The sequence below is a fragment of the Sphingomonas sp. SAFR-052 genome (assembly GCF_051965015.1).
Taxonomy (GTDB): domain Bacteria; phylum Pseudomonadota; class Alphaproteobacteria; order Sphingomonadales; family Sphingomonadaceae; genus Sphingomonas.
In genome coordinates this window covers 395,460-413,375 of record NZ_JBQCMO010000004.1, presented here as the reverse complement: position 1 = coordinate 413,375, position 17,916 = coordinate 395,460, and the positions used below count along the sequence as shown (strand labels likewise).

Genomic DNA, 17,916 nt, shown 5'->3' with positions numbered 1-17,916 from the left:
GGCGTGGCGACGATCGCCCCGGTCGGCGTCGGCGCCGCCCATCCATCCGCGAGCCGCCGTGCGTGGTTCGTCCTCGCCATCCTCTGCTTCGTCTATGTCCTGAACTTCCTCGACCGGCAGCTGCTGGCGATCCTCGCCAAGCCGATCCGCGACGAACTGGGCCTGACTCATGGCCAGATCGGGCTAATCAGCGGCCTGTATTTCGCGCTGTTCTACTGTGTGTTGTCGGTGCCGGTCGCGTGGTTCGCCGATCGCAGCAACCGGGTGCGGGTCGTCGCCTTTGCCTGTGGATTGTGGAGCGCGGCGACCGCCGCCTGCGGGCTTGCCGGCAATTACGGGCAGTTGGCCGGCGCGCGGATGATGGTCGGGGTCGGGGAGGCGGGCGGCGTGCCGCCATCCTATGCGATCATCTCCGATTACTTCCGTCCCGGCACACGCGGTACCGCGCTCGGCCTTTACAATCTGGGGCCACCGATCGGCAACGCGCTGGGCGTGGCGTTCGGCGCGTCGATCGCCGCTGCCTATAGCTGGCGCGACGCGTTCATGGCGCTTGGGCTAGTCGGTGTCGCGACCGCGGTCATCGTGTTCGTGACGGTGCGTGAGCCCAAGCGCGGCGGTCTGGATGTCGCCGACCCCGGTGCGGTCGCAGCACCCGTCGAGCGCGCGCCGTTCTGGCCGACCTTCCGCATGTTCTTCACGCGTCGGGTCCTGTTGCTGACCGCGCTGGCGACCGGTGCGAACCAGTTCATCACCTATGCCGCCGCCAATTTCACCACCCTGTTCCTGATGGAGGAAAAGGGGATGACGCTGAACCAGGTCGCGATCTGGTATGCGCTGCTGGTGCTGGTTTCGATGGGCGGCGGCATCTTCATTGCCGGGCGGATGGTCGATCGCTTCGTACCGCGCGACCGGCGCGCCTATGCCTATATCCCCGCCTTCGCCCTGATCGCAGCCGCGCCGTTCTTCGCCGGGTTCATCGCCGCGCCGGGCTGGCAATTGGCGATGGTGTTGCTGGTGCTGCCGATGGGGCTGAATTACTTCTACCTCTCGCCCGCCGTCGCGCTGGTGCAGGAGGCGGTGCCGCCCGCACAACGGGTGATGGCTGGCGCGTTGCTGCTGCTGGTCATGAACCTGATCGGGCTGGGCCTGGGTCCGACCTATCTGGGCGCGGCGAGCGACTGGTTCGCGAGCGCCGGCCATACCCGGCCGCTGCAAATGGCGTTCTACACGCTGCTGCCCTTCTATGTGGTCGCGGTGCTGCTGTTCCTGGCGCTCGCCCGTGCGATCGCCAAGGAAGCGGGAGAAAGGCAATGAATCGCGCTTTGGCGTTCAGCGCGGCACTGGCGGTGCTCTCGGCGGGCGCGGCACATGCTGCCCCTGGCCCGGTAGCGACGCTGCCGGTCGGCAAGGTCGAGGGTGTCCGGCTGGGCAAGACCGATGTGTTTCGGGGCATTCCCTTTGCCCAGGCGCCGGTCGGCGATCTGCGCTGGAAACCGCCGGTCCCGGCCGCCGACTGGACCGATACCCGCAAGGCGACCGAGTTCGCCGATGCCTGTGTCCAGCCGGCGCCGCGCGCGGGCAGCATCTATGCCGATCCGCCGCGCCGGATGAGCGAGGATTGTCTTGCACTCAACGTCTGGCGGCCGCGCAAGCCGGGTAGCTATCCGGTGTTCGTGTGGGTGCATGGCGGATCGCTGATCGCCGGGTACGGCCATGAATCGATGTTCGACGGGCGGCGGCTGGCCGAACAGGGGATGGTGGTCGTGTCGATCAACTATCGCCTCGGCGTGCTTGGTTACCTCGCGCATCCGGCATTGAGTGCCGAGAACGACCAGCGCGTCTCCGGCAATTACGGGCTGATGGATCAGGTCGCGGCGCTGCGCTGGGTCCAGCGCAACATTGCCGGCTTCGGCGGCGATCCGGGCAATGTGACGCTGGCGGGTGAATCGGCGGGGGCGCTCAGCACCGTGTATCTGATGGCGTCGCCGCAAGCCCGCGGCCTGTTCCACAAGGCGATTGCGCAGAGCGCCTATATGATCTCCACCCCCGAACTGCGCACGACCGCCCATGGCACGCCGTCGGCCGAAGCGGAGGGCGTGCGGGTCGCGGCGGCGGTCGGTGCCGGCGACGTGGCGGCACTACGGGCGATGCCGGCGGCGACGCTGGTGCAGAAGGCGGCGGCATCGGGCTATATCCCGTGGGGTAGCGTCGACGGGGTGTGGTTGCGGCGGCAACTGGTCGACACCTTCGATCGCGGCGAACAGGCGCGGGTGCCGATCCTGACCGGGTTCAATGCCGGCGAGATCCGCTCGCTGCGCTTCCTGTTGCCGCCGGCGCCCGCCGACGCGCAAAGCTATGTCGCGACGATCAGCGCGCGTTATGGCGACCTCGCCCCGACCTTCCTGAAACTTTATCCCGCGGAGATGATGGCGGAATCGATGCTCGCGACCACGCGCGACGCAATGTATGGCTGGACATCGACCCGTTTGGCGCTGCGCCAGACGGCGGTTGGGCAGAATGCCTATCTCTATTATTTCGACCATGGTTATCCAGCGGCGGACGACAAGGGCTTGCACGCCTTCCACGCCGCCGAAATTCCCTATGTCTTCGGCACCGCGCGCGACATGCCGCCGGCCTGGCCGACCGTCCCCGACAGCCAGCGCGAACGGGCGCTGTCGGAGGCGATGATCGGATATTGGGCGTCGTTCGCCAAGACCGGGGTGCCGCGTGCGAAGGGCGCACCAGCATGGCCGGCATATGGCGAGGACGCGCATTACATGGCCTTTGCCGGCACGCCGCGGCCCGGCACCTATTTGCTGCCCAACATGTATGCGCTGCACGAGGCCGCGACCTGTCGTCGTCGCGCGGCAGGCGATGAGCCATGGAACTGGAATGTCGGCGTCGCTTCGCCGGTGCTCGCCAAGCGGGGAGGGTGCCAATGAGCAACGACGTGATCCCCGGCGCGATGCAGGATTTCGCGCTGACGCTCGACCGGTTCCTGACTCATGCCGGCAAATGGCACCCGATGGTGGGGGTGGTGACCGCCATGCCCGACGGCACGACGCAGCGGATCGGCTATGCCGAACTGGAGGCGCGGGCGCGGGCGATATCTGCGGCGTTGGTCGCGCAGGGTATCGGCGTCGGCGATCATGTCGCAACGCTGGCATGGAACAGCCAGGCGCATGTCGAAACCTGGTATGCGATCATGGGAATTGGCGCGGCGTGCCATACGCTCAACCCGCGACTGACGGCCGCGCAACTGGCCGACATGCTGGCGCAGTCGCGGGCGCGGATCGTGGTGGCGAGTGCCGATCTGGTGCCGTTGGCGCAGGACGTGCTGGTGCTGCTCGATCAGCCGCCGTTGCTGCTGGCGATCGACGGGGCGGCGGGGGTCGAAGCGCTCGATACGCTGGTCGAACCGGGCGCCTTTGCGGCATGGGGCGGGTTCGACGAACGCACGCCGTCGGGGCTGTGCTTCACCTCCGGCACGACCGGACGGCCCAAGGGGGTGACCTATACCCATCGCGCCTGTTTCCTCCACACGTTGCGCAGTTTGCAGGCGGATGTGATGGCGATCACGGCCAGCGACCGGGTGCTGGCGGCGGTGCCGATGTTCCATGCCAATGCGTGGGGGCTGCCGTTCGCGGTGCCGGCGGCCGGGGCGACGCTGGTGCTGCCCGGACGCAGCACCGACGGCGCGAGCCTTGCCCGGTTGATCGCGGACGAAGGGGTAACGATCGCGGTCGGCGTGCCGACGGTGTGGCTGGGGCTGGTCGAATATCTCGATCAGACCGGCGGCGAGGTGCCGAGCCTGCAGCGGATCATCGTCGGCGGGGCGCCGATGCCGCCGGCATTGATGGAGCGCCTCGAACGGCGGCTCGGCGTGACGGTGCAGACTAGCTGGGGCATGACCGAGCTGTCGCCCGCCGGGACGTTTGCCCCGCCGGGCCTGCGCGATCAGCCGGCGTCGTCTTCGGGACGCCCGGCGATCGGCATCGACCTGCTGCTGACCGACGCCGATGGCACCCCGCTTCCCGAACAGCACGAGGTCGAGGGGCATTTGCGGGTGCGCGGCGCGGCGGTGGTCGAACGCTATTTCGGACAGACGGAGCCGGCGACCGATACGGCGGGATGGTTCGCGACCGGCGATCTGGCGCGGATCGGCCGTGATGGCAGCCTGTCGATTACCGGCCGCGCCAAGGACCTCATCAAGTCGGGCGGCGAATGGATCAACCCGGCGGAGATCGAAGGGGTGGTCGGCGCACTGCCGCAGGTATCGATGGCAGCGGTGATCGGGCGCAGCGACGTCAAATGGGGCGAACGGCCGATCCTGGTCGTCGAACTGCGCGATGGCGAGGATATCCGCGACGAAGCGCTGCTGGCGGCGCTCTGTGGGCGGGTGGCGCCGTGGTGGATTCCCGATGCGGTCGTGCGCCTGCCCGCCATGCCGCTCGCCGCGACGGGCAAGATCGACAAGCTGCGGCTGCGCGCCGAGCATGGACAATGAGTTTCAGGAAGGAAGAACGCATGCAGCTACAGGATCGGGTCGCGATCGTTACCGGGGCCGGCGGGGGATTGGGGCGGACCCACGCACTGTTCCTTGCGAGCCATGGCGCGCGGGTCGTCGTCAATGACGTTTCGGCGGCGCAGGCGGAGGCGGTTGCGCAGGAAATTCGCGACGCTGGCGGCGTGGCGATGACGCTGCCCGGATCGGTGACCGACGAGGGGGCGATCGGTGCGGGCGTGGCGGCGGTGCTGTCGGAATGGGGACGGGTCGACATTCTCATCAACAATGCCGGCATCCTGCGCGACAAGAGCTTTGCCAAGATGACGATGGCGGATTTCCGGACCGTGGTCGACGTGCATCTGATGGGGGCGGCGATCTGTTCGCATGCGGTTTGGGAACCGATGCGCGAACAGCGCCATGGTCGGATCGTGATGACGACGTCCTCGTCGGGTCTGTACGGCAATTTCGGGCAGGCCAATTACGGCGCGGCGAAGATGGCGCTGGTCGGGCTGATGCAGACGTTGGCGATCGAGGGCGCGAAATACGGCATCCGCGTCAATGCGCTGGCCCCGACCGCCGCGACGCAGATGACCCACGGCGTGCTCCCCGACGACAGCCTGTCGCGGCTCGACCCGGCACTGGTCAGCAACGGGTTGCTGGCGCTGACCGGCGATGCGGCACCGACCCGCGCGATCCTGTGCGCCGGGGGCGGGCATTTCGCCGTCGCGAACGTGACGCTGACCGAGGGCACCTATATCGGCGACGGGACGGATGCGGCCGAGCGGTTGATCGAGCGATGGGATGATGTTTGCGACCGGCGTGGCGACGTGGTGCCCGAATACGGGTTCTTCCAGGCGGAGCGGGAGGTAACGAGCGCGCAGCATGCGGCGCGGCGGGACGAAGCAGCGAAGTCGGCTGCCTGATCTGGGCTGCATCGAGGTGAAGGCATGGCCGGTTAGCGCGCGGATCATCGGTGCGACGGCAGAGCCGCAAGCCTGACGACCGGAATCTTCCGCAGGGTGATGCAGGGGATGCTCGGGAAGCCACGATGCTGCGGCGCGAACCCGAATAGCCGCCGCCGGGCATGGAGGAATGTCCAACTCTATGCCAGCACTATGCGAAACCCCGAAACCGCTCTCGAATCGCTACGCCATCCGCGCCTAATCGCACGTCCCTGAAAGGCACCCCGACGCTCGGCGGTCGCCTGTCCGACAAGGGGACTTGGGATGAAGTGGTTGGGTCCGGCGGTTGCCGGGATGCTGTCGGCATTGCCGGTGACCGCGCACGCGCAGGACGGTACGAGCGGGAACGACCCCGCGCCGGCGGTGACGGTCGGCGGATCGGCAGCGGTCGTGTCCGATTACCGGTTTCGCGGCGTATCGCAATCGGACGGCAACGTCGCGGTGCAGGGCGGCGTGACGGTGGCGCAGGACAGCGGCATCTATGCCGGCTTCTGGGGATCGAACCTGGCCGGATGGGGAACGTTCGGCGGCGCAAACCTCGAACTCGATCTGATCGGCGGCTATCGCACGCCGGTCGCCGGCGGCACGCTCGATGTCGGGCTGACCTGGTACATGTATCCGGGCGGCGCCGACCGGACCGATTTCGCCGAACCCTATGCCAAGCTGTCGGGCACCGCCGGTTCGGCCAGCCTGACCGCCGGCGTCGCCTATGCGCCGCGGCAGCAGGCGCTCGGCCGCTGGTACCGCACCGGTGCCGATGCCGCCGCCGGCGTCTATACCGGGCCGGGGGCGAAGGGCGACAATCTGTATCTCTGGGGTGACGGGGCGCTGGCCATCGCCGGCACGCCGCTGACCGCCAAGGCCCATATCGGGCACAGCCGGGGACAGGACGGGCTCGGCCCGAACGCCACCGCGGTCGCTCCCACCGGCAGCTATTGGGACTGGTCGCTGGGCGCGGATGCGACGTGGCACGGCCTGACGCTCGGCATCGCCTATGTCGACACCGACATTTCCGATCGCGACGCCGCCTATCTGCGGCCGTCCTTCAGCAAGGGGCAGGACGGCACCGGCAACATCGCCGGCGGCACGGTTCTGGTCTCGCTGACCGCCGCATTCTGAAGGAAGTTCCGATGGAAGACCTGTTGTGGATTACCGTCCTGCTCGGGCTGGTCGCGCTGACGCTCGCCTATGCTCGCCTGTGCGACGCGGCGTGAGAGGGGGCGCACGATGACCATCGACCTCGTGCTCGCCGCGATCGCCGCGCTCGGGCTGCTTGTCTATCTGGTGGCGGTGCTGATCCGCCCCGAACGTTTCTGAAGGGGGTGTCGTCATGACCGTACAGGGCTGGATGCTGATCCTCCTGTTCGTCGGCGTGCTGATCGCGCTGACCAAACCCGTCGGCCTGTGGCTGTTCGCGCTGTATGAAGGACGGCGGACGCCGCTGCACGGCGTGCTCGGCCCCGTCGAACGCGGTTTCTATCGCCTCGCCGGGATCGATCCGGCGGTTGAGCAGGGGTGGCGGCGCTATGCGTTGCAGATGCTGATGTTCAACGTGGCGCTGCTGGCGCTGACCTATGCGGTGCTGCGCCTGCAAGGCATGCTGCCGGGCAATCCGCAGGGTTTGCCGGGACTTGCGCCGCATCTGGCGTTCGATACCGCGATCAGTTTCACCACCAACACCAACTGGCAGAGCTATGGCGGGGAATCGACCATGTCGAACCTCAGCCAGATGCTGGGGCTGACCATCCACAATTTCCTGTCGGCCGCGACCGGCATCGCGCTCGCCTTCGCCCTGTTCCGCGGGTTCGCGCGGCGCGAGGCGAAGGCGATCGGCAATTTCTGGGCCGATGTCACGCGCGTCACGCTGTACCTGCTGCTGCCGGTATCGATCGTCTATGCCGTGTTCTTGATCGCGAGCGGCGTGCCGCAGACCATGGCCGGCGTCGTCGACGTCTCGACGCTGGAGGGCGCACGCCAGTCGATCCTGCTGGGACCGGTCGCCAGCCAGGAAGCGATCAAGATGCTGGGCACCAATGGCGGCGGCTTCTACAACGCCAATTCGGCACACCCGTTCGAAAACCCGACCGCGCTGACGAACTTCGTGCAGATGCTGTCGATCTTCGTCATCGGCTTCGGCCTGACATGGACCTTCGGCAAGGCGGTCGGCAACCCGCGACAGGGCTGGGCGATCCTCGCCGCCATGCTGCTGCTGTTCGTGGGCGGCGTGGCCGTGACCTATGCACAGGAAGCCGCGGGCAATCCGCTGCTCCACAGCCTGGGCGTCGCCGGCGGCAACATGGAGGGCAAGGAGGTCCGCTTCGGCATCGCCGCTTCCGCGCTGTTCTCGGTCGTGACCACGGCCGCATCATGCGGCGCGGTCAATGCGATGCATGATAGCTTCACGCCGCTGGGCGGCATGATCCCGCTGTTCAACATGCAATTGGGCGAGGTCGTGATCGGCGGCGTGGGCGCGGGTATCTATGGTTTCCTGCTGTTCGCGATCCTTGCCGTATTCGTCGCTGGGCTGATGGTCGGCCGCACCCCCGAATATGTCGGCAAGAAGATCGAGGCGCGCGAGGTCAAGCTGGCGGTGCTCGCCATCGCGGTGCTGCCGCTCGCGATCCTCGGCATGACCGCGCTGTCGGCGGTCCTCGAACCGGGGCTGGCCGGGCCGTTGAACAAGGGGCCGCACGGCTTTTCCGAAATCCTCTATGCCTTCACCAGCGCGGTCGGGAACAACGGGTCGGCCTTTGCCGGGCTTACCGCCAACACCCCCTATTATAACGGGCTGCTGGGGGTCGCGATGTGGCTGGGTCGGTTCTTCGTGATCGTGCCGATGCTGGCGATCGCCGGCTCGCTCGCCGCCAAGAAGGTCGTGCCCGCCAGTGCCGGGTCGTTCCCGACGACCGGCGCGCTGTGGATCGGCCTGCTGGTCGGGATCATCCTGATCCTGGGCGGCCTCACCTTCCTGCCGAGCCTCGCGCTCGGTCCCATCGCCGATCATCTCGCGATGATCCGCGGCCAGACCTTCTGACGGGGGCCATCATGGCAAAGACCCACAATAACAGCCTGTTCACCGCCGAGCTGATCGTACCGGCGATCCGCGAATCGTTCGTAAAGCTCGACCCGCGCGCGCTGGTCCGCAATCCGGTGATGTTCGTGACCGCGGTGGTCGCCGCGCTGCTGACGATCCTGCTGATCGTCGGACAGGACCCGATCGGCATCGCGTTCAAGGCGCAACTGGCCCTGTGGCTGTGGCTGACGGTGCTGTTCGGCACCTTTGCCGAAGCGCTGGCGGAGGGGCGGGGCAAGGCGCAGGCGGCATCGCTGCGCGCGACCAAGGCGGAACTGACCGCCAAGCGCATGACCGAGGGTGGCCGCACGCAACAGGTCGCCGCCAGCGAATTGCGCGCGGGCGATCTGGTGCTGGTCGAGACCGGTGACCTGATCCCGGCCGATGGCGAGGTGATCGCCGGCGTCGCATCGGTCAACGAAGCCGCGATCACCGGCGAAAGCGCGCCGGTGATCCGCGAGGCCGGCGGCGACCGGTCGGCGGTGACCGCCGGCACCCGCGTCATTTCCGACCAAATCCGCGTGCGGGTGACCGCCGATCCGGGGCAGGGGTTCCTCGACCGGATGATCGCGCTGGTCGAAGGGGCCGAGCGGCAGAAGACGCCGAACGAGGTCGCGCTGACCATCCTGCTGGTCGGTCTGACCGTCATCTTCCTGATCGCGGTCGCCACCATTCCGGGGTTCGCCGCCTATGCGGGCGGCGGCATTCCGGTGGCGATCCTCGCGGCGCTGCTCATCACACTGATCCCGACGACGATCGCGGCGCTGCTGTCGGCGATCGGCATCGCCGGCATGGACCGGCTGATGCGGTTCAACGTCCTCGCCAAATCGGGCCGCGCGGTGGAGGCGGCGGGCGATGTCGACGTGCTGCTGCTCGACAAGACCGGTACGATCACCATCGGCGACCGGCAGGCGAGCGAGTTTCGCAGCGTCGGCGGGGCGAGCGCCGCCGAACTGGCCGAAGCCGCGCTGCTCGTTAGCCTGGCCGACGAAACGCCCGAGGGACGTTCGATCGTGGTGCTGGCCCGCGATCGGCACGGCCTGACCCAGACCCTGCCGCCGGGGGCGGAGGTGATCCCGTTCACCGCCCAGACGCGCGTATCGGGCATCCGCTTCGGTGCGACGCTGATCCAGAAGGGCGCGGTCGATTCGATCCTGCGCGCCAATGCCGGATCGGGCGAGACCGCGGCGGCAACCGAACTGCGCCGCATCACCGACGAGATCGCCCGCGCCGGCGGCACCCCGCTAGCGGTGGCGAAGGACGGGCGGCTGCTCGGCGCGATCTTCCTGAAGGACGTGGTGAAGGCCGGGATACGCGAGCGGTTCGGCGAATTGCGGGCAATGGGTATCCGCACGGTGATGATTACCGGCGACAACCCGCTGACCGCCGCCGCGATCGCCGCCGAAGCCGGGGTCGACGATTTCCTGGCGCAGGCCACGCCCGAGGACAAGTTGGCGCTGATCCGCAAGGAACAGGCGGGCGGCAAGCTGGTCGCGATGTGCGGCGACGGCACCAACGATGCGCCCGCGCTGGCCCAGGCCGATGTCGGCGTCGCGATGAATACCGGCACGCAGGCCGCGCGCGAGGCGGGCAACATGGTCGATCTCGACAGCGATCCGACCAAGCTGATCGAGGTAGTGGGTCTAGGCAAGCAATTGCTGATGACGCGGGGCAGCCTAACGACCTTTTCGGTGGCCAACGACGTCGCCAAATATTTCGCGATCATCCCGGCGATGTTCGTAGCGCTCTATCCGGGGCTGGGCGTGCTGAACGTCATGGGGCTGGCGACGCCCGAAAGCGCGATCCTGTCGGCGATCATCTTCAACGCGCTCATCATCCCGCTGCTGGTGCCGCTGGCGCTGAAGGGCGTGGCGTATCGGCCGATGCCCGCCGGCCAGCTGCTGGCGCGCAACCTCGGCATCTATGGCCTTGGCGGCCTGATCGCGCCGTTCATCGGCATCAAGGCGATCGACCTGTTGGTCGCCGGCCTCAACCTCGCCTAAAGGAAGTTCGACCATGGGCAATGACCTGACCTCCGCGCTGCGCCCGGCATTGGTGCTGACCATCCTGTTCGCACTGCTGCTCGGCCTCGCCTATCCGCTGGCGGTCACCGGCATCGGGCAGGCGCTGTTCCCGGCCCAGGCCAATGGTAGCCTGATCCGCGATGGCGGCGGCCGCGTGATCGGTTCGACCGTCGTCGGACAGGCGTTCACCAGCGCGCGTTATTTCCAGACGCGCCCGTCGGCGGCGGGCAAGGGCTATGACGGCCTCGCTTCGTCGGGATCGAACCTCGGCCCGACGTCGCAGGCGCTGATCGACCGGGTGAAGGACGATGTCGCCGTACGGCATTCGGACGGCCTTGCCGGGGCGGTCCCCGCCGATCTGGTCACCGCCAGCGGATCGGGCCTCGACCCCGATCTGTCGCCGGCCGCCGCGCTGGCGCAGGTGGCGCGGATCGCCCGCGTGCGGAACCTGCCCGAAGCGCGGCTGCGCACGCTGGTCGCGGCCGAGACCGAAACCTCGCCGTTCGGCGACCCGCACGTCAACGTGCTGGCGCTCAACCGCGCGCTGGACGCCCTGCCGCGCTGATGGCGGCGGCGCGACCCGATCCCGACGCCCTGCTGCGCGCCGCCGCGCAGGAAGGGCGCGGCCGGCTGAAGATATTCCTCGGCGCCGCGCCCGGCGTCGGCAAGACGTTCGAGATGCTGTCCGAGGGACTGGCGCGGCGGCGCGACGGCGTCGACACCGTCGTCGGTGTGGTCGAGACGCATGGCCGCGCCGAGACCGAGGCGCTGACGCGCGGGCACGAGATCGTGCCGCGCCGTACCGTCGCCTATGAAGGGCGCACGCTGCACGAAATGGACCTCGACGCGGTGCTGGCGCGCGCGCCGCGACTGGTGCTGGTCGACGAACTCGCCCATACCAACGCCCCCGGCAGCCGCCATCCCAAACGCTATCAGGATGTCGAGGAACTGCTGGGCGCCGGGATCGACGTCTACTCGACGGTCAATATTCAGCACGTCGAAAGCCTGAACGACGTCGTCGCCAGCTTCACCCGCGTCCGCGTGCGCGAGACGGTGCCCGACAGCATCCTCGAAGCGGCCGAGATCGAAGTCGTCGACATTCCGCCCGACGAACTGATCGAGCGGCTGAAGGCGGGCAAGGTCTATCTGCCCGACGAAGCGACGCGCGCGCTCGACCATTTCTTTTCCCGATCCAACCTGTCGGCGTTGCGCGAACTGGCACTTCGCCGTGCGGCGCAGGCGGTCGATGCGCGGATGCTGGAGGATGTCCGCGCGCTGGGGCTGGGCGGTACCTGGGCGGGCAGCGACCGGATCGTCGTCGCGATCAACGAACTGCCCGGCTGCGACGCGCTGGTCCGTGCCGCCAAGCGTGTCGCCGACGGGCTGCGCGCGCCCTGGACCGCGCTGTTCGTCGAAACCCCGCGGGCCGCGACGTTCGGCGATGCCCAGCATGGGCGGGTGGCGGCGGCGATGACGCTGGCGACGCAGCTGGGCGGCATGGTCGCGACCGTGCCCGCGCGCAACGTGGTCGAGGGCATCCGCTCGTTCCTGGCCGATGCCCGCGCGACGCAGCTGGTGGTCGGCAAGTCGCGCCGATCGCGCTGGTTCGAACTGTGGCACGGATCGATCGTCGACCGGTTGGTGCGCGACACCCCCGACGTCACCGTCCACGTCCTGCCGATGCCGTCCGCGCCGCAGGGCGAGCGGCGCGGCGGGCGCCCGGCCGGGTCGTGGGGATCGCCGGTCGGCTATGCGATGACGACGGCGCTGGTCGCGGCGGTGACCGCGCTTGCGACCGCGCTGTTCCAGATACTGAACCTCGGCAATGTCGCGCTGCTCTACCTGTTGCCGGTGATGGCTGCGGCCAGCCTGTTCGGACTGCGCACCGGGCTCTATGCCGGGATCGCGTCGAGCCTCGCCTACAACTTCTTCTTCCTGCCGCCGACCGGCACGCTGACCGTCAGCGACCCCGAAAACCTGGTGTCGATCGTCGTCCTGCTGGGCATCGCGGTCGCCACCAGCCAGTTGACCGCGCGGGTTCGGGCGCAGGCCGATCTCGCCGCGCACAGCGCGCGGACCAACGCGACGCTCGCGGGCTTCCTGCGCCAGATCGCGGGGGTGACCGATCCGAATGTCGCGGCGCAGATGATCTGCGACGATGTCCGCCGGTTGCTCGACGTCGACGTCGTACTACTGGCGCCGGGCGCGGGGACGCAGATGGCGATCCTGTCGGCCAGCGATCCCGATTACCGGCTGGAGACGATGGACCTCGCCGCCGCACGCTGGGCGGCGGATACCGGTGCGGCGGCGGGCAAGGGGTCGGGCACGCTGACCGCGTCCGAATGGCTGTTCCAGCCGCTGCGCACCGGCGATCGGGTGCTGGCCGTCCTGGGCGTCGCCAGCGAACGGCCGGGCAATCCGGTGCGGGCCGATCAGTTGCCGTTGCTCAGCAGCCTGATCGATCAGGCGGCGCTGGTGCTCGAACGCCTGCGGCTGCAGGCGGAGATGCGCGACATCGATGCGGTGCGCACGCGCGACCGGCTGCGCAGCGCATTGCTCTCGTCGGTCAGCCACGACCTGCGCACGCCGTTGACCGCGGTCATCGCCGCCGCCGCGCAACTGCACCATGGCGCCACCCCCGACCTGATCGCGACGATTGAGGGGGAGGCGGCGCGACTGAACCGCTTCGTCGCCAACCTGCTCGACATGGCGCGGGTGGAGGCGGGGGCGCTGAAACTCGCGATCGAGCCGATCGACCTGAGCGATGCGGTCGCCGGTGCGGCGCAGGATGCGCGCCGCGCGCTGGAGGGGCATGCGGTGCAACTGGACGTGCCGCCCGACCTGCCGCTGGTGCGCGCCGATCCGCAGTTGCTGCATCACTGCCTGCTCAACCTGCTCGACAATGCCGGCCGCTATGGCGCAGCGGGCAGCGCGGTGGTGGTGACCGGGCGCAACCATTATGGCGAGATCCGCCTGTCGGTGATCGATCACGGTACCGGCCTGCCCCCGGGGCGCGAGGCGGAGGTGTTCGAAACCTTTCGCCGGCTGGCGGGATCGGACCGGGTCGCGGGCGGAACCGGCCTCGGCCTCGCGATCGTGAAGGCCTTTGCCGAGGCGATGGGCATGGCGGTGACCGCCGCCAACCGCCCCGATGGCAACGGTGCGATGTTCACCCTGACCTTTCCCCCCGCGCTGGTCGTGCGCGACCCGTCGCCCGAAAGCCTGATGTGATGCCGAAGATACTGGTCGTCGACGACGATGCCGCCATCCGCCGCCTGCTGCGCAACACACTGGTCCGCGCCGACTATGCGGTGGTCGAGGCGGCGAACGGGCGCGAGGCGCTGGCACAGGCGGGGGCGGAGCATCCCGATGCGGTGCTGCTCGACCTGGGCCTGCCCGACCGCGACGGCCTTGCGCTGATCCCGTTGCTCGCGGCCGGGCGGGTGATCCTGGTCGTATCGGCGCGCGATGCGACCGATGAAAAGGTCGCGGCGCTCGATCTGGGTGCCGACGATTATGTCACGAAACCGTTCGACAGCGAGGAACTGCTCGCCCGGCTGCGGGTGGCGCTGCGCCATCGCCGCGATGCGGACGCGGTGCAAAGCGTCGTGACGCGCGGCGACCTGACCATCGATCTCGACCGGCGAAGCGTGCGGCGCGGCGACGCGGAGGTGCACCTGACCCGCAAGGAATATGAGGTACTGGCCGTACTCGCGCGGCAGCAGGGGCGGGTGGTGCTGCACAAGCAGATGATCGCCGCCGCCTGGTCGGGCGACGAGGATCCGCGCATCGAATATCTGCGCATCCTGATCCGCAACCTGCGCCAGAAGCTCGAGGCGCCCGGCCCGATCGGCAGCGTGATCGCCAACGAACTGGGGGTGGGTTACAGGCTGCTCGGCGCATAGCGATCGACACGGGCGGCGACGGGCATCGGGGCCGCCACCGCTTCGCCGATTAGCAGCAGCGCGGGATCGCTGTCGCTGATCGCCTCGACCAGAAAGGCGAGTGCCGACAGGCGACCACGGATGATCCGCTCGCTCGGCAGCGACACGTTGACCGCGACCATCACCGGCGTGTCGGCGGCGCGGCCGGCGGCGATCAGTTCGCGCGCGACCTCCTGCGCGGCGGCACGGCCCATATAGACGGCCAGCGTCGCGTCGGGCGCGGCGAGGGTGTGCCAGTCGAGGTCGAGCGCTTCGCCCGCGCGCGCATGGGCGGTGACGAAGGTCAGCTTGCGGGCGAGGCCGCGCAGCGTCAGCGAAACGCCGCCCGATGCCGCCGCTGCGCTGGCGGCGGTGATGCCGGGACAGATGCGGGTGACGACGCCGTGTGCCGCCAGATGCTCGATCTCTTCGGTCGACCGGCCGAAGATCGATGCGTCGCCGCCCTTCAAGCGGACCACACGCTTGCCGGCCAGCGCGGCGTCGGCGAGCAGATCGTTGATCGATCGCTGCTCCTTCGAATGCCGGCCCGATCGCTTGCCGACCGATATCCGTTCGGTCTGGGGGCTGATCAGGTCGAGCACGCCGGGGCCGACCAGCGCGTCGTAGAAGACGATGTCGGCGGCGGCGATCAGCCGTTCGGCCTTGCGGGTCAGCAGGTCGGGATCGCCGGGACCGGCCCCGACCAGCCAGACCATGCCGGGCGTGAAATCATGCGGCATGGGTCGTTCCTTTCGTGGCGAGGAGTTTGGCAAGCGCCGGGCGGCACGACCCGCAATTGGTGCCGGCGCCGATCGCCTTGCCGATCGCAGCGACGTCGGTCAGCCGTTGGTCGGCGATGGTGCTCAGGATGGTGTTGAGGCCGATATCGAAACAGGCGCAGACGATCGGGCCGCGATCGACCTGCACCCCCGGCGCGCGACCGGCGAGCAGGGTCGGCGCCGCGCTCGCCTCGGCCAATTGCGCGACCAGCCAGTCGCGCGGTGGCAGCGATCCGTCGCGGGTGACGAACAGCGCGGCGGCCAGTCTCCCTTCACGGAGGATCGCGATGCGGCGGGTGCCGCGCGCGGCGTCGATGGCCTCGATCCGCTCGCCGCGTGGCAGGAGCGCGTCGAGCTTCGCCGCATCGCCGTTACCCGCCAGATCCCAGACGGTGCCGCACGGCACCGCCACGCGCGTCGCCCACAGGCAGTTAGGACGAGGGGTTTCGTCGCGCACGATCAGGAAGCCGCGCCAGTCGCTCGCCACCGCTGCAATCCGCGCCGGGGTCGCCTTGAAGCCCGGCTGGCCCGATATCGGGTCGGTCAGCGGGCGGGGCAGGCGGCCCGAGCGGCCACCGGTCGCATTGCGGTCGGTCCAGTGGATCGGCACGAACAATTCGCCCGGCCGCTGGGTCGGCGTGACCCGCGCCCGGTACAGGCTGTCACCCTGCGGCGTCGCGACGCGGGCAAGGCCGCTATCGGTTATGCCCAGACGGGCGGCGTCGTCGGGATGGACCTCGACCAGCGGTTCCTCGCGGTGGCGGGCCAATTTGGGGCTCAGGCCGGTGCGGGTCATGGTGTGCCACTGATCGCGATAGCGCCCGGTGTTGAGCGTCATCGGCCAGGCGTCGAGCGTGCCCGCGACCGGCTTTTGCGTAACCGACACCATGCGCGCGCGGCCATCGGGAGTCGAGAAACGGTCATCGGCGAACGGCGTCTCGTCCCAGCGGAACGGCTGCATCGCATCATATTCGGCGTTGCCACGCGCGGCGTGCCCCGGCAGCGCGAAGCGCCGCGCGCCGTCATTCTGATAGGTCGACAGCCGGCAATGCTCGCGCCAGATATCGGCCGGCCGGTCATAGGCGAAGGCGCTGCGCCAGCCCATGCGCTGCGCGACTTGGGCGATAATCCACCAGTCGGGTTTGGCTTCGCCGGGCAGGGCCATGAAGGCGCGCTGGCGGCTGATGACGCGTTCCGAATTAGTCACCGTGCCGTCCTTTTCCCCCCATGCGGCGGCGGGCAGGCGGACATGCGCGTAAGCCGACGTGTCGGTGTCGGCGATCACGTCGGACACGACGACGAACGGACAATCGGCCAGCGCGGCGCGGACGCGGTCGGCATCGGGCATCGACACGGCGGGGTTGGTCGCCATGATCCACACCGCCTTGACCCGGCCTTCGCCGACGGCGCGAAACAGGTCGACCGCCTTCAGCCCCGGTGCGGACGCCATGGTCGGTGCGGCCCAGAAACGGCCAACCCGTGCCACGTCGTCGGGCGCGAACCCCATATGCGCGGCGAGCGTGGTGGCAAGGCCGCCGACCTCGCGCCCGCCCATCGCATTGGGCTGGCCGGTGATCGAGAAGGGCGCGGCGCCAGGCTTGCCGATGCGACCGGTGGCGAGGTGGACGTTGACGATCGCATTGACCTGATCGGTGCCGGTCAGCGACTGGTTGATGCCCTGGCTGAACATGGTGACGGTGCGGGGCGTTGTGGCGAACAGTTCGTAGAAGCGGCGCAGATCGGCAACGGGCAGGTCGCAGGTCTTGGCAACCGACCACAGGTCATAGCCCTCGGCCAGATGGTCCCAAAAGCCTTCGGGCGCCGCGACATGCGCGTCCAGATAGGCCTGGTCCAGCGCACCGGCGTCGCGGCACCACGCCAGCAACCCGTTCATCAGCGCGACGTCGGTACCGGGCTTTACGGGCAGATGCAGGTCGGCTTCGTCGGCGGTCTCGGTGCGGCGTGGATCGATCACGACCAGCTTCGCCCCGGCGTCGCAGCGGGCCCGGATGCGCTGGTAGACGATCGGATGGCACCATGCGGTGTTCGACCCGACCAGCACGATCAGGTCGGCGGCGTCGAGGTCGCTGTAATTGGCGGGCACGACATCCTCACCGAACGCGCGCAGATGCCCCGCGACCGCGCTCGACATGCACAGGCGCGAATTGGTGTCGATGTTCGCCGATCCGATGAACCCCTTCATCAGCTTGTTGGCGACATAATAGTCCTCGGTCAGCAACTGGCCGGAGACGTAGAAGGCGACGCTGTCGGGGCCGTGCTGGGCGATGGTGTCGCGGAAGCGTTTGGCGACGAGGTCGAGTGCCTTGTCCCACGTCGCCTGCTTGCGGCCGATCATGGGGTGGAGCAGGCGGCCGTCGAGGCCGATCGTTTCGCCGAGATGGGTGCCTTTCGAGCAGAGGCGGCCGTTGTTGGCGGGGTGGTCGGGGTCGCCGGCGATGGTCGCGGTGCGCGGGCCGGTCGGGGTGGCGACGATGCCGCACCCGACCCCGCAATAAGCGCAGGTGGTTTTAACACTCATAGCCCTCTCCCCCCTGGGGGAGAGGGTTGGGAGAGGGGGAGTACGAGACGACCGCGATTAAGCGACTCCCCCTCTCCCCGACCCTCTCCCCCAAGGGGGAGAGGGAGAT

Annotated in this window: 13 protein-coding genes; 11 read left to right on the top strand and 2 right to left on the bottom strand. The window is 68.7% G+C overall.

Annotated elements, in window-relative coordinates; genetic code table 11:
- Positions 1-3: 3 nt before the first annotated feature.
- The 11 genes from ACTHQV_RS09705 (at position 4) to ACTHQV_RS09655 (ending at position 14,471) form a co-directional block, all read left to right on the top strand.
- Positions 4-1,314 (top strand): spinster family MFS transporter, encoded by a 1,311-nt coding sequence (locus tag ACTHQV_RS09705; protein ID WP_440489912.1) that lies wholly within the window; start codon positions 4-6, stop codon positions 1,312-1,314.
- The gene (locus ACTHQV_RS09700; protein WP_440489910.1) at positions 1,311-2,942 is read left to right on the top strand and encodes a carboxylesterase/lipase family protein; all 1,632 of its coding nucleotides are present in this window, start codon (positions 1,311-1,313) and stop codon (positions 2,940-2,942) included. The genes ACTHQV_RS09705 and ACTHQV_RS09700 overlap by 4 nt, the downstream gene beginning before the upstream one ends.
- A complete protein-coding gene (locus ACTHQV_RS09695) occupies positions 2,939-4,507 on the top strand; it encodes an AMP-binding protein (RefSeq protein WP_440489908.1) in 1,569 nt (522 codons plus the stop codon). Before ACTHQV_RS09700 ends, ACTHQV_RS09695 begins: the two co-directional genes overlap by 4 nt.
- A gap of 20 nt (positions 4,508-4,527) precedes the next feature.
- On the top strand, positions 4,528-5,430 hold the full coding sequence (locus tag ACTHQV_RS09690; RefSeq protein ID WP_440489907.1) for an SDR family NAD(P)-dependent oxidoreductase: 903 nt from the start codon (positions 4,528-4,530) through the stop codon (positions 5,428-5,430).
- Positions 5,431-5,733: 303 nt separating this feature from the next.
- The gene (locus ACTHQV_RS09685) at positions 5,734-6,588 is read left to right on the top strand and encodes a TorF family putative porin (protein WP_440489905.1); all 855 of its coding nucleotides are present in this window, start codon (positions 5,734-5,736) and stop codon (positions 6,586-6,588) included.
- A gap of 108 nt (positions 6,589-6,696) precedes the next feature.
- Positions 6,697-6,786, top strand: a complete 90-nt coding sequence (kdpF, locus tag ACTHQV_RS09680) for a K(+)-transporting ATPase subunit F (RefSeq protein ID WP_440489903.1) — start codon at positions 6,697-6,699, stop codon at positions 6,784-6,786.
- Between the two features lie 13 nt (positions 6,787-6,799).
- The gene (kdpA, locus tag ACTHQV_RS09675; protein WP_440489902.1) at positions 6,800-8,503 is read left to right on the top strand and encodes a potassium-transporting ATPase subunit KdpA; all 1,704 of its coding nucleotides are present in this window, start codon (positions 6,800-6,802) and stop codon (positions 8,501-8,503) included.
- 11 nt (positions 8,504-8,514) lie between these two features.
- Entirely contained in the window at positions 8,515-10,545 is a 2,031-nt protein-coding gene (gene kdpB, locus ACTHQV_RS09670) for a potassium-transporting ATPase subunit KdpB (protein ID WP_440489900.1), read from the top strand.
- 13 nt (positions 10,546-10,558) lie between these two features.
- Positions 10,559-11,131 (top strand): potassium-transporting ATPase subunit KdpC, encoded by a 573-nt coding sequence (gene kdpC / locus ACTHQV_RS09665; RefSeq protein ID WP_440489898.1) that lies wholly within the window; start codon positions 10,559-10,561, stop codon positions 11,129-11,131.
- Positions 11,131-13,797, top strand: a complete 2,667-nt coding sequence (locus ACTHQV_RS09660; protein ID WP_440489896.1) for a DUF4118 domain-containing protein — start codon at positions 11,131-11,133, stop codon at positions 13,795-13,797. Before kdpC ends, ACTHQV_RS09660 begins: the two co-directional genes overlap by 1 nt.
- Positions 13,797-14,471 (top strand): response regulator transcription factor, encoded by a 675-nt coding sequence (locus ACTHQV_RS09655; protein WP_440489895.1) that lies wholly within the window; start codon positions 13,797-13,799, stop codon positions 14,469-14,471. The genes ACTHQV_RS09660 and ACTHQV_RS09655 overlap by 1 nt, the downstream gene beginning before the upstream one ends.
- On the opposite strand, the gene cobA is transcribed toward ACTHQV_RS09655, so the two are convergent.
- Positions 14,450-15,229 (bottom strand): uroporphyrinogen-III C-methyltransferase, encoded by a 780-nt coding sequence (gene cobA, locus ACTHQV_RS09650; protein WP_440489893.1) that lies wholly within the window; start codon positions 15,227-15,229, stop codon positions 14,450-14,452. The genes ACTHQV_RS09655 and cobA overlap by 22 nt on opposite strands.
- Positions 15,219-17,807, bottom strand: a complete 2,589-nt coding sequence (locus ACTHQV_RS09645) for a molybdopterin-dependent oxidoreductase (RefSeq protein WP_440489892.1) — start codon at positions 17,805-17,807, stop codon at positions 15,219-15,221. The genes cobA and ACTHQV_RS09645 overlap by 11 nt, the downstream gene beginning before the upstream one ends.
- Between the last annotated feature and the right edge of the window lie 109 nt (positions 17,808-17,916).

What these genes read in the sequence shown, in the direction of transcription:
- ACTHQV_RS09700 (WP_440489910.1), top strand. Translation starts at nt 1,311, where the DNA reads ATGAATCGCGCTTTGGCGTTCAGCGCGGCACTGGCGGTGCTCTCGGCG.
- ACTHQV_RS09695 (WP_440489908.1), top strand. Translation starts at nt 2,939, where the DNA reads ATGAGCAACGACGTGATCCCCGGCGCGATGCAGGATTTCGCGCTGACG.
- ACTHQV_RS09690 (WP_440489907.1), top strand. Translation starts at nt 4,528, where the DNA reads ATGCAGCTACAGGATCGGGTCGCGATCGTTACCGGGGCCGGCGGGGGA.
- ACTHQV_RS09685 (WP_440489905.1), top strand. Translation starts at nt 5,734, where the DNA reads ATGAAGTGGTTGGGTCCGGCGGTTGCCGGGATGCTGTCGGCATTGCCG.
- kdpF (WP_440489903.1), top strand. Translation starts at nt 6,697, where the DNA reads ATGACCATCGACCTCGTGCTCGCCGCGATCGCCGCGCTCGGGCTGCTT.
- kdpA (WP_440489902.1), top strand. Translation starts at nt 6,800, where the DNA reads ATGACCGTACAGGGCTGGATGCTGATCCTCCTGTTCGTCGGCGTGCTG.
- kdpB (WP_440489900.1), top strand. Translation starts at nt 8,515, where the DNA reads ATGGCAAAGACCCACAATAACAGCCTGTTCACCGCCGAGCTGATCGTA.
- kdpC (WP_440489898.1), top strand. Translation starts at nt 10,559, where the DNA reads ATGGGCAATGACCTGACCTCCGCGCTGCGCCCGGCATTGGTGCTGACC.
- ACTHQV_RS09660 (WP_440489896.1), top strand. Translation starts at nt 11,131, where the DNA reads ATGGCGGCGGCGCGACCCGATCCCGACGCCCTGCTGCGCGCCGCCGCG.
- ACTHQV_RS09655 (WP_440489895.1), top strand. Translation starts at nt 13,797, where the DNA reads ATGCCGAAGATACTGGTCGTCGACGACGATGCCGCCATCCGCCGCCTG.
- cobA (WP_440489893.1), bottom strand. Translation starts at nt 15,229, where the DNA reads ATGCCGCATGATTTCACGCCCGGCATGGTCTGGCTGGTCGGGGCCGGT.
- ACTHQV_RS09645 (WP_440489892.1), bottom strand. Translation starts at nt 17,807, where the DNA reads ATGAGTGTTAAAACCACCTGCGCTTATTGCGGGGTCGGGTGCGGCATC.